General features: G+C 48.7%; 24 protein-coding genes. 6 read left to right on the top strand and 18 right to left on the bottom strand.

Going from position 1 to position 24139, the window contains the following annotated elements:
• Positions 1–11 precede the first annotated feature (11 nt).
• The 8 genes from ODZ53_RS23215 to ODZ53_RS23180 form a co-directional block, all read right to left on the bottom strand.
• Positions 12–1628: a nitrite/sulfite reductase gene (locus ODZ53_RS23215; RefSeq protein ID WP_372680372.1), complete on the bottom strand. Its 1617-nt coding sequence runs from the start codon at positions 1626–1628 to the stop codon at positions 12–14.
• Positions 1594–2406: a sirohydrochlorin chelatase gene (locus ODZ53_RS23210; protein WP_372680370.1), complete on the bottom strand. Its 813-nt coding sequence runs from the start codon at positions 2404–2406 to the stop codon at positions 1594–1596. The genes ODZ53_RS23215 and ODZ53_RS23210 overlap by 35 nt, the downstream gene beginning before the upstream one ends.
• Positions 2407–2836: 430 nt before the next feature.
• Positions 2837–3604: a potassium channel family protein gene (locus ODZ53_RS23205; RefSeq protein WP_199927965.1), complete on the bottom strand. Its 768-nt coding sequence runs from the start codon at positions 3602–3604 to the stop codon at positions 2837–2839.
• Between the two features lie 147 nt (positions 3605–3751).
• The gene (locus ODZ53_RS23200) at positions 3752–4189 is read right to left on the bottom strand and encodes a DUF350 domain-containing protein (protein ID WP_372680368.1); all 438 of its coding nucleotides are present in this window, start codon (positions 4187–4189) and stop codon (positions 3752–3754) included.
• 21 nt (positions 4190–4210) lie between these two features.
• Positions 4211–5452 carry a glutathionylspermidine synthase family protein gene (locus ODZ53_RS23195; protein ID WP_372680366.1) on the bottom strand — a complete coding sequence of 414 codons (1242 nt, stop codon included), beginning with the start codon at positions 5450–5452 and terminating at the stop codon, positions 4211–4213.
• Between the two features lie 10 nt (positions 5453–5462).
• Positions 5463–5717, bottom strand: a complete 255-nt coding sequence (locus ODZ53_RS23190; RefSeq protein WP_372680364.1) for a hypothetical protein — start codon at positions 5715–5717, stop codon at positions 5463–5465.
• Positions 5718–5727: 10 nt separating this feature from the next.
• Complete coding sequence (locus tag ODZ53_RS23185) at positions 5728–6174, bottom strand: hypothetical protein (RefSeq protein WP_016743019.1); 447 nt, start codon at positions 6172–6174, stop codon at positions 5728–5730.
• A 109-nt stretch (positions 6175–6283) separates the two neighbouring features.
• On the bottom strand, positions 6284–7060 hold the full coding sequence (locus ODZ53_RS23180; protein WP_016743020.1) for an inositol monophosphatase family protein: 777 nt from the start codon (positions 7058–7060) through the stop codon (positions 6284–6286).
• 142 nt (positions 7061–7202) lie between these two features.
• Between ODZ53_RS23180 and ODZ53_RS23175 the strand changes: the two genes are divergently transcribed.
• On the top strand, positions 7203–7580 hold the full coding sequence (locus ODZ53_RS23175; protein ID WP_016743021.1) for a hypothetical protein: 378 nt from the start codon (positions 7203–7205) through the stop codon (positions 7578–7580).
• A gap of 46 nt (positions 7581–7626) precedes the next feature.
• Here ODZ53_RS23175 and ODZ53_RS23170 read toward each other — a convergent pair whose 3' ends face one another.
• A complete protein-coding gene (locus tag ODZ53_RS23170; RefSeq protein ID WP_372680361.1) occupies positions 7627–8115 on the bottom strand; it encodes a PaaI family thioesterase in 489 nt (162 codons plus the stop codon).
• 221 nt (positions 8116–8336) lie between these two features.
• Between ODZ53_RS23170 and ilvD the strand changes: the two genes are divergently transcribed.
• The 3 genes from ilvD to ODZ53_RS23155 all read left to right on the top strand — a co-directional run bounded on the left by ilvD (position 8337) and on the right by ODZ53_RS23155 (position 12129).
• Positions 8337–10013 (top strand): dihydroxy-acid dehydratase, encoded by a 1677-nt coding sequence (ilvD, locus tag ODZ53_RS23165; protein ID WP_372680359.1) that lies wholly within the window; start codon positions 8337–8339, stop codon positions 10011–10013.
• 136 nt (positions 10014–10149) lie between these two features.
• On the top strand, positions 10150–10752 hold the full coding sequence (locus ODZ53_RS23160) for an ArsR/SmtB family transcription factor (RefSeq protein WP_372680357.1): 603 nt from the start codon (positions 10150–10152) through the stop codon (positions 10750–10752).
• Between the two features lie 120 nt (positions 10753–10872).
• Positions 10873–12129 (top strand): MFS transporter, encoded by a 1257-nt coding sequence (locus ODZ53_RS23155; protein WP_372680355.1) that lies wholly within the window; start codon positions 10873–10875, stop codon positions 12127–12129.
• A 140-nt stretch (positions 12130–12269) separates the two neighbouring features.
• Here ODZ53_RS23155 and ODZ53_RS23150 read toward each other — a convergent pair whose 3' ends face one another.
• Complete coding sequence (locus ODZ53_RS23150) at positions 12270–12770, bottom strand: C40 family peptidase (RefSeq protein ID WP_015892523.1); 501 nt, start codon at positions 12768–12770, stop codon at positions 12270–12272.
• A gap of 447 nt (positions 12771–13217) precedes the next feature.
• Here ODZ53_RS23150 and trmB point away from each other — a divergent pair, with 447 nt between their 5' ends.
• On the top strand, positions 13218–13862 hold the full coding sequence (gene trmB, locus ODZ53_RS23145; RefSeq protein ID WP_016743027.1) for a tRNA (guanosine(46)-N7)-methyltransferase TrmB: 645 nt from the start codon (positions 13218–13220) through the stop codon (positions 13860–13862).
• Positions 13863–14207: 345 nt separating this feature from the next.
• Here trmB and ODZ53_RS23140 read toward each other — a convergent pair whose 3' ends face one another.
• The 8 genes from ODZ53_RS23140 to ODZ53_RS23105 all read right to left on the bottom strand — a co-directional run bounded on the left by ODZ53_RS23140 (position 14208) and on the right by ODZ53_RS23105 (position 22525).
• Positions 14208–14906 carry a DUF977 family protein gene (locus tag ODZ53_RS23140; protein ID WP_372680352.1) on the bottom strand — a complete coding sequence of 233 codons (699 nt, stop codon included), beginning with the start codon at positions 14904–14906 and terminating at the stop codon, positions 14208–14210.
• Positions 14884–16515, bottom strand: a complete 1632-nt coding sequence (locus ODZ53_RS23135) for an ATP-binding protein (protein WP_483862222.1) — start codon at positions 16513–16515, stop codon at positions 14884–14886. The genes ODZ53_RS23140 and ODZ53_RS23135 overlap by 23 nt, the downstream gene beginning before the upstream one ends.
• A 100-nt stretch (positions 16516–16615) precedes the next feature.
• Positions 16616–17923 carry a CitMHS family transporter gene (locus ODZ53_RS23130; RefSeq protein ID WP_372680348.1) on the bottom strand — a complete coding sequence of 436 codons (1308 nt, stop codon included), beginning with the start codon at positions 17921–17923 and terminating at the stop codon, positions 16616–16618.
• 179 nt (positions 17924–18102) lie between these two features.
• Positions 18103–18969 (bottom strand): ABC transporter permease subunit, encoded by an 867-nt coding sequence (locus ODZ53_RS23125; RefSeq protein ID WP_372680346.1) that lies wholly within the window; start codon positions 18967–18969, stop codon positions 18103–18105.
• Positions 18941–19903 carry an ABC transporter ATP-binding protein gene (locus ODZ53_RS23120; protein WP_372680344.1) on the bottom strand — a complete coding sequence of 321 codons (963 nt, stop codon included), beginning with the start codon at positions 19901–19903 and terminating at the stop codon, positions 18941–18943. The genes ODZ53_RS23125 and ODZ53_RS23120 overlap by 29 nt, the downstream gene beginning before the upstream one ends.
• A gap of 89 nt (positions 19904–19992) precedes the next feature.
• A complete protein-coding gene (locus tag ODZ53_RS23115; protein ID WP_372680342.1) occupies positions 19993–21168 on the bottom strand; it encodes an anti-sigma factor family protein in 1176 nt (391 codons plus the stop codon).
• Entirely contained in the window at positions 21165–21713 is a 549-nt protein-coding gene (locus ODZ53_RS23110) for an RNA polymerase sigma factor SigX (protein ID WP_142497827.1), read from the bottom strand. Before ODZ53_RS23110 ends, ODZ53_RS23115 begins: the two co-directional genes overlap by 4 nt.
• Before the next feature lie 101 nt (positions 21714–21814).
• Positions 21815–22525 (bottom strand): AAA family ATPase, encoded by a 711-nt coding sequence (locus tag ODZ53_RS23105; RefSeq protein WP_372680340.1) that lies wholly within the window; start codon positions 22523–22525, stop codon positions 21815–21817.
• A gap of 96 nt (positions 22526–22621) precedes the next feature.
• Between ODZ53_RS23105 and ODZ53_RS23100 the strand changes: the two genes are divergently transcribed.
• Positions 22622–24046, top strand: coding sequence for a L,D-transpeptidase (locus ODZ53_RS23100; protein WP_372680338.1), 1425 nt, complete (start codon positions 22622–22624; stop codon positions 24044–24046).
• Positions 24047–24139 lie beyond the last annotated feature (93 nt).

Raw genomic sequence — 24139 nt, 5'->3', positions numbered from 1 at the left:
CTGCACGAGTATTACGCTGGTTGCAGGATGGAGTCTACCTGTGCTTGGATATGGGAAAGTCCTACCCGCTCCACGTAGCGCCAGTATGGTTCTCCTTCCTGACGATCCGCCTTGTACAGTGTGATCAATTGGGCAAGGAAGGGACCGAGTCTGTCCACAGTAATCCGCGCGTTGAGCTTGCGGTTGAATTGTGGTTCCTCCAGTGTCCCGCCTACGTAGATGTCAAACGCCTCAACCATCCCGTTCGGTGTCTTGACCAATGCACCTTGCAGGCCGATATCCGCAATTTGGCGCTGACCGCAAGAATTCGGGCAACCAATCACATGAATGCGCAGCGGTGTTTCGAGAACAACCGTATCATCCAAATATTGAGCCAGCGAACGCATCCGCTCCTTGGTCTCCACGATTGCTAGATTGCAAAATTCCATACCTGTGCACGATACGGCATACCCGACAAACGTAGTGGGCTGCAATTTAAAGCGGTTCACAATCATCGGCTCATGGCGGAAAGCTGCTACCTTCGCTTCGGGAATGTTGCGTATCAGGACATTTTGCGTGTTACAGGTGCCAATTGTCCCATCGCCATATTCGTCCGCCAGACGGGCAAGCTCATTTAGTTCCCCTGCATTCATCCGCCCAACGGGAACAGACAAGCCTGCGTAGTATCGTCCTGCTTGGCGCTGCTCGTGAATGCCGTAAAAATATCCACCATTCCAGCCCGAGGTTAAATCGGTACCACAGGGCTCAAGCTCGCCCACCAGCTCTAGTAATTGCTCCTTGAACTTTTCCGGTCCCCAGTCAGCGACCAAGAACTTAAGACGTGCATGCGTACGTTTTTGACGGTAGCCGAAATCGCGGAACAGCGTCGTAACTCCTGCCGCTACTTTGACGACCTCTTCTGGTCGCACGAAAACATCGAGTTGCTTCGCCAAGTATGGCTTCGCTGACAAGCCGCCACCTACCCATACATGAAAGCCGATCACATCTTCGCCAGCTATGACTTTTTGGGCCGGGGTGAAAGCTAGGTCGTTGATTTGCGCATGCGCGGCGTTATGGATGTTGGCAGAAACCGATATTTTGTACTTGCGTGGCAGATTGGAGAAGTCGCGATTGAGCAAGAAAAATTTTTCTAACTCGGCTACGATAGGACGCGTATCCAACACTTCATAAGGATCAATTCCTGCCAGTGGGTTCCCCATGATTTGTCGCGGGCAGTCTCCACATGCTTCAAAAGAGGAGAGTCCGACTGATGCGAGCCGTTCAAAAATGTCAGCGAGCGATTCTACCGTGAGCCAGTGAAATTGCACGGCCTGACGCGTGGTGACATCCACCAGATTACGTCCATAATCTTCCGCGATGTTGGCGAGCACCCGCGCTTGTTCACTATTCAAAATGCCTCCAGGTATGCGTACACGCATCATGAAGTGTCCGTCCTTTGGCCGCTGCTGATAGACGCCCGCCCATTTAAATCGATCCATGTCAGAAGATTCAATCGGTGCAAACTCTTCTTTTGAATAGGTGTTTACGATCGTTCCGATGACATCCAGTCCGTCTTTTTCCAGCTTCGTAAACTCCATTTTGTTGAGGGATGGATCAGCAGCCCACTTCCACTGCTTTCTCTCTGCCATGCTCGTACATGCTCCTTTGTGTAAAGATGTCCGTTACCAATGCCATTCGAATCGATTGGCTCATCCAGTCCGCAATCAGTGGATGGGGCAAGTACGCACTGCCCTCATAGCGATAAGCCAAGCCAGCGAGCCGTTTCGGGATTGCTTGTCGCGTGAAGTAGCCCTGGCTGACGAACAAAGGAAGCACGAGGACATCCCCTTTTTGTGCCAGTGAACAGGCTTGTTCGTACAGTGTATCGGGCCTCAGTGTCGCATATCCGGCAGCAGCAAATGCATAGCGGTTTTGCAAGCGGAATGTCAGACGCAAGAGCAGCTTTTCCCAGCGCTCATGACATCCAGGCAAGTCACTGCCGTGCCCGACGAGCAACAAAGCCTCCCGACTAGGCACACGCGATAGACTTGCGATTCGCTCCGCCACGATCTGCTCGACGTTTCCGTGATCCTCCAATGGCGGACACCAGAGAATTCTTGCCTGAACCGGAACGCGAATCAGGTCTGTCTCTCCTGTAGGCCACGGGTCTAGTCCAAGCATCGCCCGGATTTCCCCTACGTGATTGCTTCCTGCCGTGGCGAATAGGGGAACGACGACAATTGTTGTGGTTCCTGATGCTTCCAGACGATTCACTTCGTCGCTGATGCTTCGTCCTTCTACTCCTCCCAAGTAAGCTACCCGAATTGGCAAATCAGTGCGGCACTGCCATACGGCTGATTCCACCAACGCCAACCAGTCAGGATCGGGTGAACCGTGAGCAATTACCAAAACCGCTGTTTTCGCCATCGGATAACCCCTTTATCCAAACTTATTTTTTGTAATTCATATATGTTTACTCGGAATTATAATTGGGATGGATTGCCTCGTCAATAACAAAATCATATTTCACTTGAACATAGTGGTTTGGGACGATGCTGTTGTGAAGGGAAGAAGTTCATTTCCAGTCTGCGCTTCGGCCTACGCCCCGCAAGGGGGATTGACTGTCCGCTTCGGAATAAATGGCGGGAGCGCTTCAAACGTAGAAGTTTCGGAGAGGTATTCCATAAGTGAAGCTGAAAACCCCCGCCATTTATTCCTACGCTTGGTCGGGCTCCAGAGGCGCTTGGACTGGAAATGAACTTCTTCCTACGCAGCCTTTGTAAACATTATGAAAGTGATTCAAAATGGAGAAGAAAAAAGCTGCCAAGCCTGATGCCTGACAGCTAGTTGCCTCCGCTTATTCTTCACTCTTTTTCCTCGTTCGACGATACAGCAAATCCATACTTTCTTTGAGCGTCTCATACTCTCGCTCGGTCAAGTTTTCGATCTGTCGGATATTTGTGATCGTCTGCTTTTTGATCTCTTCGGTCAAACGATCTTTCTCATCTGGGCTTTTGCTTTCATGTGTCTCTGTCCAATGCGTAGCAAAATTTGCCGTCAAGGCTCCCAGCATTCCGATCCCCGTGATCATCAAGATCGCCGCCATGATCCTTCCACCTGACGTCACAGGCGAAATATCACCGTAGCCGACTGTCGTAGTTGTCACAATCGACCACCACAACGCATCCGGGAAGCTTTTGATGTTCTCGTTTACACCGTATTCCAGCAAATAAATCGCAGTCGAGCTCCACAACATGATAATCGTGACGACACCAAATACTTGACGCATCGGACCTGAACGAATGATTCCCAACAAAAACGGTGAAGCGCGCACGATGCGCACCAGCCGAAGCACGCGCATGATTCTGGCTAAATACAAATAAGAGTCCAATGGAATCATTGCAATCAGATCGAACCAGTTGGCCAAGACGAATTTCCGCTTGTCTTCCGCCCTCCATAGCCGGACCAAATACTCAACAATCAGCATGATGATCAGCCAAGTGTCTACCTTGTCCATCAGCTCATCCGTCAAGAGAGGATGATTAGAGAAGTCTGCGAACAACAGGATCGCATACGTAATCACTAGCATAATGATAAAAATCTCATACATGACGCGCCAGAACAAAAAGACTCCTCCCTGTGCTCATAAGTGCCTATTCAAAATAGGATCGCTTCCGCATCGAAAAAGAGGCGGAAACCTGAAGCGGGAGGAGCCAAATGTAGAGAACCTACATGAGCACCAGACTTCGAAGGTGAACGCCTCTTTCCATGCTTAGTAACTGATCAGCGCAGCCATCAGCAAGCCCGCGGCAATACTCAACCGCGAAGCGAAAATACCGACGGATACGTTTCCATTCGGAATTTCAGACACGACTTTAAATGGTGTGACCCATTCGAACAAATAAAAAACGATGACTTGAAATACCATTCCTACAATACCCCAGATGACCAAATCCCACAAGTTAACCGAGTGGTATACAGCCGAAGCGAGGACGATTGCCAAACCGATGATTTTCCCTCCCAAATCGTGCGAGGCTGCTTTTGCCGCTGCCATTTTCTTCGGATCATCAGTCTGTGCTCCCTGCTTGATCAGATCAAACTCCTTGTAAGGAGTCGTAATCGTAAATACAAAAATCCCTACAGCCAATATGGGAATGGTCACTGCCAAATACAATAAAAAGTTTACTACGTAATCCAATTGTCCCAACATGTACGTTGTCCTCTCCTTTCACTACTTGTCTATGCCGATCGGCAAATAATAGGATAGGTTGTTTGTTATCGGTCCCCCGACACGAGCTACAATAGCCGATGCCTCTGTACCGATCCAAAAGGACCCCCAGAGCAGCCGTCCAGCATATGCTCCCTTCATCGTCTGAACCGTTATCTCTGGAAGCTCTACCCGTTTCTGATAAATCATCGGCTGCTCCCAGTAAAACTCTTCCTGATCCTTCTCTTGCAGCGTACCATCTGATGCAAACAGCATGACACCGCCACCTTCCCGCCCAAAAATCGGCTTCGTGACGTAGTCCTCCCTGCCTGCAAACCGATTTTCAAAATAAGTCGGCAGCATGTAAGCTTCGATGATCGCGTGCTCTTCTTCGGTGAAAAACTCATTCGCCTCATGTAAGTTCCAGATGAGCGCCTGCAAAGCCTTCGTCTGAATGAGAAACGCAGAAGGAGGATTTATAATGGCCAGCTTTTTGCGGGCAATCAGCGAGAGCACATGCTCACCTGTCGGATAACCATCTTCATCCTGTTCTACCGCCAGTTTTTCCAAAGCATGCAGGCGGTACAGCACATCGACTGGCAATAGCTCCTCATTCTCCTTTACATAGAGACGATCTTGCCAAACACGCAAATGCTCCAAAGCAGCAAACCGGGCAGGCAGACCTGATTGGTCCAGTAAATACAACGTCGTTCCCTTGTCTTCCTCATGCCAGTCGAGTGAGCTAAACCAGATAGAATCTGTATCATAGCCTTGCACCCGATAGGCGTCGAACACCTTACTGAATGCCGAACGCAACTGCCGCTCCATCCCTTCATTCGGGTCCTCGCGCAGGAAATGGCGACAAGCACGGCCGTTCACATAAAAAGCCTCGACGATTCCGGTAGGGGTATCGCTGTTGCACTCGAGCATCTTCAATCCTTCTGTCGTCTGGGCAAAATCAAAGCGTCCAATCACAGTCGGCACCGTTTGGGAAACGACGACCCTGACTGCCTGCAATGCCTGCTTTGGCACTCCTAGCTCTAGCAACAGGGAGTCCTCTGCACGCTGCAATACGGGAACGACCTTGGTAAAGATTTGCCCAAGCCGCTCGGTTGCCATCGCGATTTCTTCTCGAAAAGCGGGAGAGATCAGGTGGATATCATATAGAGCATACTCCTCGCCATACATCCAATCCCAGGTAAATACGCCCTCTTCCCGCATCGGGCCGTACAGCGCCTCACGTTCTCGTTGGTTATGGGCTTCCACTTCCCTCACCTCACCCGGAGCTGGAATAGCCCGAGCTGCCGATACCGCCCTTGGAGCTGCTCGTGCTTATCCCACTCGATACTCCGGATTTGCTCTTGTAAGACCTGTAAGTAGAGCTCGAACCCCCACTGCTGCTATCGTCACAATAGCCGTCATTGTCATTATCGTAGCAATCATTATAGTCGTCCTCAGAAGAACAACCACTGATCGCAAGTGCTGCTGCGACGAACAGACCGACTACTTTCTTCGATTTCGTTTGTGCCATTTTTTTCCTCCTACACTGGCTTCGCGTAGTAAACATAAACCTGCCGATCTTCATCCACCTCAGCCGATGTCTTCTCCCATTCGCGTCCATTCACATACAAGTAGTCGCTTTGCAAATGCAAGAGAGCATCGTCATCGTCCTTGAAATAAAACGTGTGAACGAGCGGATAAACGCTTGCATTTTCTTGATATTCACGCATTTCGATCTGGATGCTGCCCCAGCGTGCAGACACTGCCTCCGCATAATCGACAGCTTGCTCTTCTGTTGAGCGCTTGACGTAAATGACATACGTACCGTTTTCGATTGCACAGGACGTCTTTTCATAAACGACATGCCCTTTCACCAAATAATCGCAAGCAAAACGTAAGGAGACCTCATCTTTGTCCACGTTGTCGTAGTAAAACTGAACAGGGTATCCCCGCGCCTCATCCAGCAGCCGATATTCCAATCGTGCCATTTTTCTCACCTCTTTTACCTATCCCAGAATAACAAATCATTCGCAACTTTTTTATACGTGAGCCGAAACATTTGGTTGCACTACATAAGTCGTGCTTCTTTTGTTCCCGTTACTGTCGAATCATACCGCGAATGGTTTCATGCAAATGTCCGTTGCTCGCCACGAATGAAGGAGTGTGATCCTGTTGGAATGGTTCATGCTGATACGGCTTTCCAGACCAGTCCGTAATCGTTGCCCCCGCCTCCTGGGCGATAACAATTCCGGCGGCCACATCCATAATATTGGAGCGTTGCATCACGATATAATCGAGCCATCCGTTTGCCAGCAAGCACCAGTCCAGTGCAGGCGCAATATTTCGCATGAGTCGCTTGGTCTGGAATACGAATGGTTCCGTAAAAGCCATCTCTTCTTCCTTCGTTACCGTGTTGCGTCCACGGATGTACGTACCGACTGCACGTGTGAGGTCTTGGCGGTTATTGACATTCAATCGTTTTCCGTTCAAATAGGCTCCTTTTCCTTTTTCCGCCCAAAACATTTGACCTGCTACCGGATTGTAGACGACGCCCAGCACCAGCTCGCCCTTATGCTGCAACGCAATCGAGATCGAGAAATACGGATAGCCGATAAAATAGTTATTCGTTCCATCTAAAGGGTCGATAATCCACAGATACTCTTCCTCGCGGGAAACCATTCCAACCTCTTCAGAAAAAATAGTATGTGTCGGGAAGTGGCGATGCAGTACCTCGATGATGCGCTGTTCACTGCCTTTATCCTCTGGCAGCTTCACGTCGTTATGCAATTCCTCATCGGGCACGAGCTGTTCGAGAAAACGTTCCTTCAAAAACGCACCCGCGACACTTGCTGCTTCTTTTGCAATTTCGATCATGACATTTCGCTCCTTTTTCCCTTTGGAACAACTTCCTAAATAATATTCGATGTCAAAAGACGACTTTTTGAACAACCTTCCACTTGCACTTGTATAGGAAAGATTACTATCATAGAGAGATACCCGAAGGAGGGGGATAAACATGAACACCGACTTCATTCGGCTGAAAAATATGGAAGGTGAACTCAAATTCACCCAAATGAACAATAGCTACGGCTTCTCTGTTACCACAAAGGAGCTCGTTTTTTTCAAGCCACACACAACCTACCATTTGTTTTTGCAGGATATCATCAGCATGGTCCCGATGAAGCTGGACACAAGCCCAGTCACGTTTCGGCATCGGAGTGAGACGGTTCACGCCTCGTTTGGTTCCGATTACTACAAGCTGACCGCCAAGTGGGCGCGGATCGTTTCACGATCCGGTATCGCAGAAAAAGAAGACATGGAGTTTATCGTGCCGCTTTCCACCAAAATGCTCACCTATATCTCGGAATACAGTGGTCTCGTTGTCATTAAATAACGCCGTCACCCCTCGCTCTCACCTTTTTGGTGTAGAGCGAGGGGTTTTATTTCCGTCCATTTTTGGTGAGAACAATGAACGTTCCTGTACCGTGGGCGATCCGCCTATCCCGATCATCGTAAACACTGCCCTCCATGACGACCAATGTGTGTCCGCGATGCAAAAAGCTCGCTTCAGCGCGTAGCCGCTCCCCTATTCCCGGAAGCAAATAATTGAGCTTTAGCTCTGTCGTCACTGCATACTGATTGGATGGCAAGGACCGATTGATCAAGGAGCCCATCGCTGAATCGATCAAGGTGGCAAGAATTCCTCCATGAACAACTCCCCCTGAATTGTGCATAAAAGGGGTTAGAGGCAATTCAAAGCGATATGACTGTCTTTCTTCGTCTATAAACTCTCCCTTTAATCCGAGAAACCCAGAGATAAACGCACTTTTCCGTTCCCGCTTTTGACGAATGGCAGCAACAGCCAGCTCGAGAATGCGCCGCTCCTCTTCATTCCCGTCCGACCAGATGTTTTTTAACTCATCTAACATTTTGTTCACTCCAACCGAAATAGAGTCGATTCTTCTATTTTATCCCAAACAAGCTGATTTCGCTATGATTCCTAAACGTATCCCAATCGAGAGCAGCTGTCCGAACCACCCGGGGCTGAGCGAATGTTCAGACTTTTACGGTTGTTTCTGTAATTAAAAATTGATAAGATAGTTCAAAACATAAGACAGGCATGAACCGTATTGGAAGGGAGTTTTTCAAATTGGCCAGACAACGAAGTGATATGATCAAAAAAGGATTCGACCGCGCACCACACCGTAGCTTGCTTCGTGCAGCAGGTGTAAAGGATGAGGATTTCGATAAACCGTTTATCGCTATTTGCAACTCGTACATCGACATTATTCCAGGTCACGTGCACTTGCAGGAGTTTGGAAAACTGGTCAAGGAAGCCGTTCGCGCTGCTGGCATGGTTCCATTCGAATTCAATACGATTGGTGTTGACGACGGAATCGCTATGGGACATATCGGGATGCGCTACTCCCTCCCGAGCCGCGAGATCATCGCAGACAGCTTGGAAACCGTTGTCGCTGCTCACTGGTTTGATGGCATGATCTGTATTCCAAACTGTGACAAGATCACGCCTGGGATGATCATGGGCGCACTTCGTGTCAACATTCCAACCGTATTTGTAACCGGCGGTCCTATGAAAGCCGGAAAAACGAGTGATGGCCGCTCCATCTCGCTTTCCTCCGTATTCGAGGGTGTCGGCGCTCACCAAGCAGGCTTGATCAACGACCAGCAACTCGAAGAGCTGGAGCAATATGGATGCCCGACTTGCGGTTCTTGTTCCGGTATGTTTACAGCGAACTCGATGAACTGTCTGCTCGAAGCCATCGGATTGGCTCTGCCAGGCAACGGTACCGTACTCGCTGTCTCTCCTGAACGTCGCGAGCTGGTACAAGCATCTGCTGAAAAACTGAAAAATCTGATTGAACGCGACATCAAGCCACGCGACATCGTGACACTCGAGGCAATCGACGATGCATTCGCTCTCGACATGGCGATGGGCGGGTCAACCAATACAGTTCTTCATACACTGGCTATCGCACAAGAAGCAGGTATCGAATACCCAATCGAGCGCATCAACGAAGTAGCAAAGCGCATTCCACATATTTGCAAGCTGGCTCCTTCCTCCGACTATCATATCGAGGATTGCCACGAGGCAGGCGGCGTATCTGCGGTTCTGAAAGAAATCGCGAAAAAAGCAGGCGCGATCCATCCGGACCGTATCACAGTCACGGGCAAAACCCTTGGCGAAAACATCGCTGACGCTGAAATCAAAAACGATCAAGTCATTCGTCGCCTCGACAACCCGTACAGCGCTTCTGGCGGTCTCGCAGTTCTGTTCGGTAACCTGGCGGAACAAGGCTCGATCATCAAAACAGGCGGTGTCGATCCTTCTATTAAAAAGCACGAAGGTCCAGCCATCTGCTTCGACTCCCAAGAGGAAGCTCTGGCAGGAATCGCTGCTGGCAAAATCAAATCTGGTCATGTTGTCGTCATCCGCTATGAGGGTCCTAAAGGCGGACCAGGTATGCCAGAAATGTTGGCTCCTACCTCGCAAATCGTGGGTATGGGTCTCGGTAAAGAAGTCGCGCTCGTTACAGACGGACGCTTCTCCGGTGCTTCTCGCGGAATCAGTATCGGTCACGTGTCTCCAGAAGCCGCAGAAGGCGGTCCAATTGCCTTCGTACAGGACGGAGATATCATCTCGATTGACCTCGAGGAGCGCACGATGCATCTGCTCGTGGATGAAGCCGAGCTGGCTCGCCGCAAAGAAGGCTGGAAAGAATTCGAGCCGAAAGTAAAAACAGGCTATCTGGCTCGTTACTCCAAGCTGGTAACGAATGCGAGCATGGGTGGTATTTTGAAAATCTAGTGTTGCAAGTAAAGCCAAAACCCTTCCTTTGTGAATCACCGTCACTCAGGAAGGGTTTTTGTATTGACTTTTCCATATATCCCCTTATACAATCGAGTTAATAAATTTTAACTGGTTAAAAGGATTGTGATACATATTGGAACAAAAGTCGATTTTTATCATCGAAAACTACGATCAGCTAAAAGTGATCAGTGACCCGTTACGCACGAAAATGCTGATGCATCTGGTGGAAAAGCCGCACACGGGGCAACAGCTTTCCCAGCTTTTTGGACTGTCTCGTGCGAAGATTCTGTACCACCTGCGTGAGTTGGAGAAGCATGGCATCATCCAGTTGGTTAAAAAGGAAGAGAAGGGCGGCAACATTCTCAAATACTATCAGGCGGTGGCAAGAGGCTTCATACCCGCTGATCATCTGCTCACGTATACGGAGTCGAAGGAGGCTACCAGACAATCCTATGTCGAAGTGTTGCAACGGGCGAAAACAAGAGCGCTCAGTGCTCCTGAAGAAGCCTTTGCACTGACATCAACGGAAGTCGAGAAATGGCCGCGCATCTCCCTACAGTCTGAAGTCAGAGTCAGTGAGCAAGCGTTTGTGTCCTTTTTGCAAAAATACCGGAGCCTACTCCACGAATTGCAGCAAAGCTCCTTGGATGACCCATCTTCGAAGCAGGATTACTACCTGATGATTACGGGATTTCAAATTGATGAACCGTTATTTAAAAAGGATAGACAGGAGTAACAAAGGAACATGTAATCCGATAAGTCCACATGTGTATGAAAAGCCTATTCGAGTAGGTTTTTCTTTCAGACATACGGTTAATATTTTTTAACCGGTTAATAATAAGGAGAGTGAATTTCCATGGAAGCTGTCCCCAAGCAATCTAGCCTTCCCTCAGCGGATACATCCCGCTTGTTTACGAAACCTTTTACCCTTCTTTGGATGTCCGCCCTTTGTTCCGGACTCAGCATCTCACTCTTTCTTTTCTCGCAAACCTGGTATATCATCCAGGTTTTATCTCAGGAGGCCTCATTAGGCATCGTATTTATGGCGGCAACCATTCCCAGGATCGTCTTCATGCTGATAGGCGGAACGCTCGCTGATCGGATGAGCAAAAAGAGAATCCTGTCGATCACAAGCATGTTGAAAGCATTTTTGATGCTGTTGCTTGGAGGAATCATCTGGTGGGGGTATTCCTCGTTGGCGCTATTTATTTGGTTCGCTCTCTTCTTCGGTACCATTGATGCCTTTTATTGGCCAGCTCAAAATTCGTTCATTCCGTCAATCGTACCCTCTTCCTCCCTTTTGCGAGCGAATTCTGTGCTACAAACGACAAACCAAACCTCACAACTGCTCGGTCCTGTTCTTGCCGGTTTTGTAATTGAGTGGGGAAGTTACCCCCTTTTATACGGCTTTGTTGGCTTGCTTCTGCTGGTTGCAGGTGTATCTGCATGGTGCATGCCGAAACAGGAACCAGCAGTTCCTTCCAAACCACAGCAACGGCTTAAGGAATCTATAGAGGAAAGCTTCTGCTATGTCAAACAATCGGATTTCCTTCCCTTGCTATTGACCTCCATCATCTGCTTGAACGTATTTTTGATGGGCCCCTTATATATCGGCTTGCCGATTTTTGTAGATCAGGTGCTAGCTGGTTCTACGCTGCAGTACAGCTTTTTGGAAGGGGCACTCGCTTTTGGCATGCTTGCTGGGGCAATCGTGCTCACACTCACGACACTAGGCCAAAACAGGTTGCAGATCGCCTTTCTTTTCATGATCATGCAAGCACTTGTCTTTTTTGCTTTTAGTCTCACCCAACAGTTCTGGCTCAGCTTGCTTATTCTATTTACGCTCGGCGTCACGTTTTCTCTCATTAATGTTCCGATTCTCTCTTTTGTTCAGGAAAAGGTGCCACAAGCCTCGCTGGGGAAAGTCATGAGTTTGGTTTCGCTCTCCTCTTTAGGCTTGCAGCCGATTTCACAGGCGATAACGAGTCTATTGATCGCATGCGGACTTACGGCCAAGGAAGTGATGCTGCTTGCCTCCATCCCCCTCTTTCTTGCTTCCTGTTTCTTTTATTGGCGGCAAAAGTATGCTCGGCCTGCAAAGAGATTCGATTGAGTTTCGCGCGACAGCAAAAAAGGGATGATCTGCAATGGATCATCCCTTTCCCCTATCCTATTTACAAAACTTGCCTATTCGCTCATCGCAACTTTACCGCGTGCGAGACGTATTAGTAAGTAGAGAGCCAGACGGGTAGATTACAAGACTCGCCGTGCCGAAACGAAGCGTTTCTCCCAGGACGTGCCCTTAAAGGTCGAATACGTCACTCCTGGTTTTCCATATGTATGAAGGAGTTTGTTGTTACCTGCATAGATCGCCACGTGTGTGATCCGTTTGGACGTCGTCGTTTTACTCGCCTTGAAGAACACCAGGTCTCCTTTTTTCAGGTTCGACTTGGACACACTCGTTCCTACCTTGGCTTGATCGCGAGAAGTGCGTGGCAAGCTCTTGCCGACTGCGACTTTAAATACGCGCTTTGTAAAGGAAGAGCAATCAAAAACGGCTGTGGTATTGCTGCTCGCACCGAATTTATAAGGAGTACCCATATACTTTCTTCCCGTGGCAATGACTTTGTCCGCCTTGGATTGCGTCCATGCCGCCTCAGCTACATTTTTCTCTCCTGGCAGCGGAGCGACAATCGCTGTGACTCCCAATGCTACTCCCATTACGATTCCTATGAGGGCTTTATGTAATTTCATGCTGTTCATCCTCCCTTTTCTTTTGAAAAAGATCCCTCTCTCAGGGGACCATTTTATGCAAAGTTTGGCTGACCTCTCACTTGTTCTCTACTTTACCAAAGCCCACACACTATGAAATTACCAAAAACTTGCCAAAAATGATTTTTTCAACTGGATACGATTACCGCTTGACGCCTTCGCGCTTGATTTAACAGGCATTCCTCAAATTTTCAGTCTATTTTCCTGCCAGAATGTCCCTCTCAAATTGGCAAAATTTATCCAGCCATCCTATGTTAAAATCCGCGATGTATGCGACTTTCGTCCTAGTACCTTTTACAAAAAACCCCTTTTCGCACCTTTCTAACGTAATCTGCCTCCGGAATCTCGCTTCTCTTTCTTCTCTCTCTACTTGCAACTAGCAGGGAGTCATCGTAAAGTAGATAGGAGTTCGTTTTGAAGGAGGCACATATGCGACTGCGTAACATTCCAGGTGCCGAAGCGGCCCTGAGAGAATATCCGACGTTCGTAGACAATCCCCTTTCCTATAAAGGAAATTGGAAGGAACGCTTCGGGAATAACAATCCGATTCACGTGGAGATCGGCTGTGGAAAAGGACGTTTCATTAATACATTGGCCGAGCGTCACCCTGACATCAATTTCATTGCGGTTGAACTGAAGGCGGAGGTCGTTCTGCGCGCTGTCCAGCGTACGGAGTACAAAGCTATTCCGAATCTGGCTTTTGTTCAGTACGACGCTTCCAAGTTGACCGAGTTGTTTGCCGATCATGAAATTTCTCGCATCTATCTGAACTTTAGTGATCCGTGGCCAAAAACCCGTCATGCGAAACGCCGTCTTACTTACAAAAGCTTCTTGAACACGTATCGTCAGGTGCTTGTGGCAGACGGCGAGCTTCATATGAAGACAGACAATGAGAACCTTTTTGAGTTTTCACTCAACCAATTTGCTGCGGAGCGTTTCCAGATGCGCAATATCACCTTTGACCTGCACCAGTCCAAGCTGGCGGCGGATAATGTGATGACGGAGTACGAGGAGCGCTTTTCTTCTCGTGGGCAGCGTATTTATCGGGTGGAAGCGAGCTGTGTGATTAAATAAGCGTTTGAGTCAACATAGGGGAGGAGAAGAAAAAGCACAGTTCTCTTCGACTCTGACACACCCGCAAGGGGGATTGACTGGCCGTCTCCACTTCCAAAAGGGGACCGTCGAGCCAAAGCCACCCTACGGGCGGAAGTTTCCCATAGAAGAAGTGTTCGACAATCGGGTCCCCTTTTGGAAGTTCCGACTGGGTAGGCGTTGTCAAGGTCTGCGAGATCTGTGCTTTTTCTTCTCGCCAGCTTTGTTGGTTCATCGGTACTTTTTAAATGCCTATTTAATACAAAAAGACCCTCCGCACTCTCAAGTAGGTTTTGAAGCTTACTTGTGGGCACGGAGGGTCTTTTATTATTCTTTTGGCCGCCCGACGCTTTTGTACACGCGTTCTGGACGTCCGACGACACCGTACGAAAGGTCTGCGATGGCGTCTCCTTTGGCAACCAAATATTCGAGGTATCGCCTTGCTGTTGAACGGCTAATGCCTGTTTCTTTGCTGACTAAATCCGTTGTGGCCTCCTGTGTCTGCATGAGAAAGCCAGAGATCTTGTCCAGCGTAATTTGATCAATTCCTTTGACTGCCTTTGTGTCGGGTGTCTTCTTTTGGCCTGTCCGGGCAATGAGTTCATCGATTTGGGTTTGACTGATCTGATCGGTGTCTTTTTTCCAATCACAGACCTTTTGCCTGAACTCCTGGTAATTCCGTAATGTTTGTTGCAGGCGTGCAAAGATAAGCGGCTTGGTAATAAAATCGAATACGCCGTAGCGGATCGCCTCTACAACTGCATCTACTTCTTTGGCAGCTGTCAGCATGATGACATCCGTTGTAGGGAACTGCTCCTTTATGATCGACAAAAAATCGAGGCCGTCCATATCCGGAAAATAAATGTCGAGCAACACGAGATCGGGCTGTAAAATTTCCATTTGGTCTTTGGCCTCTTGTCCATTCGTGGCAATGCCAATCACCTCGTACCCCTCCACTTTTTCCACGAAGCGTCGGTTTACCTCTGCGATTCTCAGGTCGTCCTCAATAATGAGTACCCGTATCATCTAGTACGGCCTCCTTCCATTCTGCCGTGTGTGCATCCTTTGGTATCGTCACAGTAAAAATTGTTCCACCTACCGGATTACCTGTATGCGTAATATTGCCGTGTACATGTAAAACAGCTTGTTTGACTAAGTGCAGTCCGTAGCCATGATTCGGCTGTTGTTTGGTAGAGAAGCCCAGCTCAAAGATTCGTTCAGCATTTTCTTCGGAGATGCCTGGCCCTCTATCCTCTACCTCGATGAGCAGGACCTCTTCCATATTGAGCAAAAAGATGGTGATTTCTGGTACAAATGCACCCGGAGCTTTTACAGCGTCCATCGCATTATCTATCAAATTGCCAAGAATGACAATCAGCTGTGAGCGATCAATCGAGGCAGGAATGTCACGGAAGTTGCTTTCTGGATCAATTTTCAATTCCACTTTGCGTTCGTTGGCTTGATTCAGCTTCCCGAGCAATAAGCCACCTATCAGTGGGTCGGGGACTTCTTGCATAATAAACGTCGTATTGTGGACATGTACATTCAACTCAGAAGAGATCGTTTCAATGGCTTCCTGATACGATTCGAGCTGGATGAGTCCTGATATGAGGTGTAGTTTGTTGGAATACTCGTGCGTCTGGGAACGAAGGACTTCCGCATACTCCTTCACTCGTGACAGCTCCTGTGTGACCTCGAACAGCTCGGACCGATTGCGAAAGCTCGCTACCGCGCCCAAAACATGGCGCTCCTTATCCATAATCGGGACCCGGTTCACCACTAATATGTGCTCGTCCACTTTCGTTTCGCGGTCAAATTCGGCTTTCCCTGTCTCAATCACCTCATGAAGGCCCAACGACCGAACCAGCTCGTCCTGTTTGTCCATGATCTTGTCTTTATTCTTCGCTTGCCCCAGCATATGGAGAGCGGTCTGATTCGCGAGTGTGATCGCTCCATCCTTATTGACCGCCACAATGCCTTCGCGAATCGATTCCAGCACGGCTTGATTTTCCTGATACAATCGCCCGATTTGTTCAGGCTCCAAACCAAATATGGCTTTTTTTACATTTTGTGAAAGAATGAGCGTAGCCACCACACCCAAGAGCAAGGTGACGATGCCGATGACGAAGATTCGATTGCGATACGATTCGATCGTCTCATTTATATCCTCAAACAAGAAGCCGACCGAAACGACCCCCATCACCTTTCCTTCCTCATCATAGATCGGTGTCTTTCCTCTGAGTCCAGGGCCAAGCGAACCGACTGTCTCAGAGATAATAGATTGCCCTTTAAATACTGCCTCATTGTCGCCTCCCACCATCTTTTTGCCAATCTGCTCTGGATCAGGATGGGAATAGCGAATGCTTTGCAAATTTCCTACTGTGATAAAAGCCGCATTTGTGTCCACGCGTATTTTTTCCACGATTGGATTGATAATCTTGGCGGGATCTTCTGTGTCAAACGCCTGTTTGATCTCGGACATCTGCGCGACGGTCTTGGCGGTATGCAGTGCGCGCGTCCCGATCTCATGCTCCAATACGCCCGCCAGCATCTGCTCAAACATTGTACCGAGTATGACCGTCACACCAAAAAGGAGCGAACAAATAATCAACATCAGCTTGCTGTGAAAACGCACATCGTTCCCTCCTCTTCTTCTCATTGTATCTCATTTCGCTCGATGACGAAAAAGAGGCCATGAGTAGGCCTCTTTTTCCTTTTTTCCTTCTTATCTTTGACTAAAATGAGATAACTCCGGTAAGAAGAGCAAGCGCAATCATCACGATCGATGTTCCAAACGCCCATTTCAGGATGAACTTTTGGGTTTCTGCATAATCGACCCCAACCATTCCGATCAGCAGGTACTGTGCTGCAAACAACGGGCTGAGTACATGCAGCGGTTGACCCAGGATGGAAGCGCGACCAATTTCCGCCGGATCGATTCCGTAAGCGGCTGCTGCATTTGCCAGGATTGGAACGATCCCGAAGTAATACGCATCGTTCGACATGAAATACGTGAATGGCATGCTTGTCAACGCTACGAGTAGAGGCATATGGGAACCAAGTGAATCCGGAATCCAGGAAACGAGTGTGCTCGCCATCGCATCGATCATTTTCGTTTCAGTCAGGATGCCTGTAAAGATACCTGCCGCGAAAACCATGGACACGGTAGCCAGTGCGTTAGCAGCGTGGGCGGCAATTCGCTCTTTCTGATCTTGCATTTTCGGATAGTTCACAAACAGGGCAATCGCAAAAGCGAGCATGAACAGCGTCGGCAGTGGCAAAAAGCTCGTAATCAGGCCGATCATCAGGGCTGCGGTCAACAACAGATTGAACCAGATCAAGCGCGGACGTTTCAGTGCAGCGGTCTCATCCGTCGCCGCCACTTCTTGTCCTGCAAGCGATTTCAAATCTTCATCTGGTATCTCAATAATCCCCAGACGCTTACGCTCTTGTTTGCCCAGAATACAGGCTACGATCATCACCCACGCAATTCCGCCAATCATCATAGGAATCACAGGGACAAAAATCTCGGAAACATCCATATGGAGTACACTCATAACACGTGCAGTCGGTCCACCCCAAGGCGTCATGTTCATAACACCGAGTGAGAGCATCGCCATGGCTGCCAAAATCATCGGTCTGATTCCCAGCTTACGATACAAAGGCAGCATCGCGGTAACGGTAATCATATAAGTCGTGGTTCCATCTCCATCCAGTGCGACCAAGGTAGCGAGAATCGCTGTACCTACAATCACCTTCAGTGGGTCACCCTTCACCATTTTTACGATTTTTTTAATTAATGGATCAAACAGACCTGCATCCATCATGACTCCAAAGTACAGAATGGCGAACAACAGCATGATTCCCGTAGGCGCAATTTTCTTGATGCCTGCAAGCATCATGTCGCCAATTTCTGTACCGAATCCGCTAATCAACGCAAATACAACAGGAACAACAATCAAAGCAACCAATGCCGAGAGCCGTTTCGACATAATCAAGTACATAAAAACGGCTACCATGAGAAATCCAAGTAATGCCAGCATACGCGAGTTCCCCCTTGCAAGAATGCGCTTTCATATTGTGCTGTCATTATAGCAATGTTCGTAAAAATCCGAATAGAATATGCGCATAAACTGTTTTAACCGCATTTCCTCTATTAACGTCATAAAAATCAAGGGAAAAGAAAAAGAACGGCACGAATCAAGCCGTTCTTTCTTGTATTTTATACATCCCGCTTTTGAAACACCCGGATGGACAGCCCCAACGCCACAATGCCATAGAGAACGGTGTAGATGAGCATGGCAGTACTCGGAGGAGATGTCGTCCCGAAAATTCCTTGCGAAGCAAAGGACAACGGATCGTCTGCCGTGTCAAATAGTGAGAGCGTCATTTGCCTGAATAACGAATCGGTTGGAAAAACCAGGCTGGAAATAATCCCGATGTTCGTGAGTGAGCTGTTGCTAAAGGCAACACCAAGCTGCTCGATAAAGCCACCGATGAAGCTGATCCCGTACAAAATGATCAGGATAATACCGCCTGTTACTGTTGTAGTTATACTGCTCAAGAGCATGGCTACACAGACAAGAATGATCGGCATACTTACGAAGAAAGCTGCTGCTTTCAGGATTTGGGCTCCACTTACCTGAACAGCCAACGCACCGCCACCCACCCATTGGTTGATCGCCAAAAGTCCGGCAAACATCAGGAGTGCGTAAAGCCCCAACATACTTGCCAACCCGAAAAATTTCCCCAATACATATTTGTAGCGAGGAAGGGCACGGGCTAGCCACGTGTCGATTTGGTGGCTCTCGATTTCAGATGCAATACTCCCGACACTGCTCAAAATCGCCAGGAGTGCCGTAATGACGGAGCCAAAGTACAAGCCCATTCCCAAGAGCTGCGTGGAAAAAAAGTTTTTTTGCAGCAAAGCTTCTGGACCTGCGCCCCCGAATGAGTCCTTCATTTCCTTGACGGCATAGCCTGTGGCAAGTCCAAACAGCAGCAAGAAGGCCAGCGACATGATCAGCGTAATCGTGAAAATACGCTTGGAGATCATTTCTCTATACGTGATTTTGATGATCGGCCACATGTCGTTCTCCCTCCTTTCTCTGCACCCAATACAGGAATACGTCTTCCAGTGATTGCTGTTTGCGCACGACTTCATGTACTCCAGCCCCGGATGCAACCAATTGTTGCAACAGAGCGGGTACCCGATTGTCCTGATCCAGCGTTATTAACCATGTATCACGGTCTTCCTCTTGTCTAACGAGACGACTCTCTGTGACGAAAGAAGGAAGCTCGTTAGGCAAGCCAGCGCTATCCTTTTCCACAGTCAATTCAATTTGCGGTTGGACGCTGCTCAGCTTGCGCCAGTCGCCATGTACGACCAGCTCACTGCTGTGAATGATCCCGACGTAGTTGCACACGCTCTCCATTTCACTCAGGAGATGACTGTTGAGAAAGACCGTCTTTCCTTGGTCACGAAGCCGCGCGATCAGCTCACGCACTTCTTTTCGCCCGATTGGGTCCAGTGCGGAGGTCGGCTCATCGAGGAAGATCAGCTCTGGATCGGATAAGAGGGCGCAGGCAATCCCGATACGCTGCTGCATGCCTTTAGAATAGCCACGGATGCGTTCACGCTCACGTCCAGCCATTCCGACCAGCTCAACGACATTTTTTATGACTGTTTTACTCTCGCGATGTGTTAATCCACACAACTCGGCATGATGCTCTAAAAGCTGTTGACCTGTCAACCAATCCGGATAGCGGAATAGCTCTGGTAAGTACCCTACCTTTTTTCGCGATTCGACACTACCAATCGGCTGCCCAAGCATAACTGCTTTGCCATTCGTTGGGTGCAATAACCCGAGCATCGTCCTGACAAAGGTACTTTTACCCGCTCCATTTTGCCCGAGGAAACCAAATACGGAGCCACGTGGTACTTGTAGCGTAATATTTTTGCAGCCGGCCTTGCCGTTATATTGCTTGGTCAAGTCCCAGGTCTCAATCACATAATCTGACATCGCTAACCTCACTTTCTCCATGACAAACGGGACAAAGCAGAGCCCTCCCTTTTCAGGAAAACTCTGCCAATTCCCAACTATTTATTTCCTTATTTCAGTTGATTGGCAAAATCCAACAGCCCATCGGCGCTCTTTTCGCTGCCTTCCAGCATGTGAATCTGTCCATCCTGCTGCCACATCAGATGCGCATTGTATTTACCTGTGATCAGCATTCCGTTTTGACCGTTCACTTTTACTTCCTTCATCTTACTCTCGCCGTCTGCCATGTATGGTACAGGGAGGGTATGCTGCCAGTCTTCGATGCTAATCATCTGCTTTTTCACTTGATCAGGAATGAACGGCAGGGCCAAGATTGTCTCGCGAAGCTGTGCCAGATCGACTCCCTCTGGTGCGCTTAGCTCAGGAGCGTCTACGACAAAGTAGCTAATATTATATTTTCCGATAAGCATCCTGACCTGCTGCATCTGTGGAATCTTCAAGGAGAAGCGTTTGCCACTCAGTTTTTCATCAAAGCGCGCCTCTACCTGCAATTGGGCCAGTAGCTTGTTTGCACGATCGGCATCGATCTCCATGTGCATAGTAAAAGGTGATTGGATCTCTACACTATCCACCGTGACGTCCTGCGGCAGCTGTGGCAGCTTCACGCCCGCCTTTTCAGCGGATTCCTTGTTGTTGTAATAGTAGCTTCTTTGCTCAAGTTTCTCTTGATCGTTTTTATCCATCCAGATTTTCCCGATCCCAGGCAGTTCCGTCTCGCCCCAATTGCCGTTAGCGATCCATTGTTCGACCTCTCGCAGATCCTCTTGCGTCACTTTGACAAACTCTACTTTATCCATGCGGAAAATGGACAGAAAATCGTTCGCTGCTGCTTGTACTTGGGGGAAAGAAAGGGACACAGCCAATACTGCTGCTGCCGAAGCACCTGTTACCCATCTTTTTGTTTGCTTGTTCATCTGATTCCAGCTCCTTCTCATTGTTGCTCGATTGGTTATCATTTGTCGCTCTTGTGCATAGGTGTCAGTTGTTTTCTCGATGGATTGCGAAAATCGCTGCCACGCTGCTTCCGTATTGACCTTCCCACCGTTTGTCTCGGAAAAAGCATGCTCCATCTTCTCACGAGTCCAGCTATCCAACGCGGACAGTTCGTTCAGCTGTGTGCGGCAGGTTTCACAGTACTCCAGATGAAGCAGGAATTGCTTACTTTCTTTTGAACTGCATTCCCCATCCAAGAACGTCTGGATAAAGCCTGTATCGGCACATTTCATTCCTCTTCCCCCCTCATCCGGCCATATATGGTACGAAATTTACTTTTCGCTCTCGCGAGGAGTGTTCCCACCGAGCTGATCTGCGTGCCAGTCGCTTTCGCCAATTCCGCATAAGGAAATCCGGAATATTTCATGACCAGCAAGGTTCGTTCCCGCTCGTCTAGCTCCTCTAGCACATCGCGGACGATACTCTGGGACTCTTTTGCAAGCCACATCTCTTCTGAAGAAGGGCTGACGTGTTCTTGCTCGGATGCACTTCGCTCTTGTCTGGCGTACCTGCGTTTTTCTGAACGAAGATAATTGTACGCTGCGTAGAGCGCGGACTTGGACAGCCATGCCGGGATATGTTCGATCACTGTGCGATCGGTATGGTAAAAGGAGAGAAATACATCCTGTGCAATGTCTTCTGCCGTTTGTTGATCTTTCACAATTCGCATGATCTGTCGGACTACAAACGGATAATAAGTCGTAAACAATTCTTGAAAGGAATCTGTATGATCCTCTACTCGAGCATGGTTCATCACCAGGTTTGCTTGCACCTCCACTGGATTCCTCCTTCCCGCGTGCGCCATTAACGAATGCCTCTACTGCTTCGTTCATCTAATAGAAACCGCCAAGGGGATTTTTGTGACAGGAAGAATGAAAATTATTTTTCATCTAAAAATAAATCGGGCTTCTCCAAGAAACGGCGCGTCAATTGATAGTGCTCTGTATCGCGATAATTCACCTCTTGTACCGGCGATTCGTCAAAATTAAGGATAGTCGCTCCAGGATAGCCCAATAGAATCGGCGAGTGCGACGCAATGATAAATTGTGCTCCTTCTTCCACCAAATCACGCATCATGTACAAAAAAGCAATTTGACGCTTCGGTGAAAGAGCAGCCTCAGGCTCATCCAGCAGGTAGATTCCCCTGCCATTGAAGCGATTGGCAAACAACGAGAAAAAAGATTCTCCGTGCGACTGCTCATGCAGCGAGCGTCCGCCGTAATGTTGATAGCTTTTCGGGCCCATCTCATCGATATGGCTGGCAAACTGATAGAAGCTCTCCGCTCGTAGGAAAAAGCCATTCGTTATTTTAGGCAGCCAGGAAAGGCGTATGTAGTCACCCAGAATCGCCTCCGAGCGATGCACCGCATAAAAGTTGTGACGTGATCCTCCAGCCGTGTTAAAACCGCATTGATAAGCAATGGATTCCAATAAGGTAGATTTACCCGAGCCATTCTCTCCTACAAAAAAAGTGACACTGCTCGCAAGCTCAATCTCTTCCAGCTTGCGCAAGGAAGGCAAGTGAAATGGATATTCTTTCGTGTTGGGAAATTTCTCCCGCAGCAGCTTGATCGTTCGTAAGTAAACCATTTTTGACCTCCACTCTCATTATTTTCCCGTCTCCCGCCGATACATCCTAATAAGGGCGCCTTTTTAAACGCTCATTTATTTGGGGGAGAAGCATCCGTGGACAAGGTTTCCTTTCTTCAGGAAAAAAGTACCTTTCATATGAAATATCCGGATCAGAGCGACCTCGCCTTTTACCGGTGGTATACGACTCAGTATCCAAACGAAGCCATTGGGTGGTTTCACCTTGGCAAACAACGAGAAGCACAAGGAAACTCGGAACAAGCTCTCGAAGCGTATAGGCGTGGTCTCGTATCCAAGCAAGGCCCGTATTACAACGAGACGCGTGACGCTTATCACAGACTGCTGCGTGAGCGACAGCGCCATTCCTTGGGCAGTCGAACACGTTTACTCTTGGCTTCGCTCTTGTTTCTCTATTTTCAATTCGCTTTTTCGCCCGGACCGTTGAGAGATGCGTCATCCGAGACAATACCGCTGGCTTCCAAACAGCCCGTACCGACAACAGCTCAAACACAGCCACATGTAGAGGTCATTGCAGTCCCTCCTACACTCAGTGCCCGTGAGCTATCTGAACAGGTCCGGCGGTATGTTGAGTCCCGGCGTCCAGCTCTGACACAGCCTTTTACAGTGATGGTTGTCCCAGAAGTACCTGGTTCACCGCTATTCCGTCCCTTGCTGTTTTATCAGCCTCGCGAAGTCCGAGGCATCTTGCGTTACAATCCGACGAGTCGAACTGTTCTCAGTGAAAAATGGTGGGATAAACCTGTGCAATTGGAACGAGAACCGACGCTTGCTAAAAGTAAGGCAGAACTCACGGATGAGCAGCTAACCCTTCAGCATGTACTGATCTTGCGAAACGCCTTGTATCGCTACTATCAGCAAACGGGTACATTGCCTGCCCAGCTGTCTGATCTGGCCGGCGCTTATCCAGGCAATTATTTGCCGCAGATTCCAGTACCGCCAAAAAGACTTTTGTTAAAAAGCTATCCGTATCATCCCAAGGCCTTCTTGCCAGAGTCCGCATGGGACAGCTTGCGCAATGTACTGCCGCTTCCCGGCTATCCGGAGCCAGTTGCGCCTTTCGAACCGTTACAGCTTCAATTGACTACATCGACACATACGATGAAGCTCATCAGCGGTTCCCATCTGGTACGCAGCTATCCGGTCGCCATAGGAAAAAACGGTTCTACACCCGAAGGCTACTATACCATTCAACAAAAAATCAATCAGCCTCGCGGACATGACAATATTTATGGTACGAGGGGCATGGTCTTTCAGGAGAACGGTTATGCCCTCCACGGGACAAACCATCCCGAGAGCATTGGCTCATCCGTTTCACTCGGCTGTGTTCGCTTGTACAATGCCGCTATCGAGGAATTGTACAGCTTTGTTTCATTGGGGACAGAATTCATGATCTCCAATGCCCCGTCCCCTGCCCAGCCTTGGAGCAACCCTGTTCCATTCGTCCTCCCGGCTGGTCCTGAGGAAGAGACGCCACAAGTCATTTACAATTGGCTCCATTGATTCTTTCAGCTACGTAAAGAAAAGACGTGCGGAACGTCACAACGTTACGCGCTGATTTTTACCAGACGCTTATCAAGCGAAAAAAAGCCCTTC

The organism is Brevibacillus sp. BD137, assembly GCF_041644655.1.
In the GTDB taxonomy this organism is placed as follows: Bacteria; Bacillota; Bacilli; order Brevibacillales; family Brevibacillaceae; genus Brevibacillus; species Brevibacillus brevis_D.
Note: the sequence above shows the minus strand (reverse complement) of the source record. Positions and strands in the feature narration are given on the sequence as shown.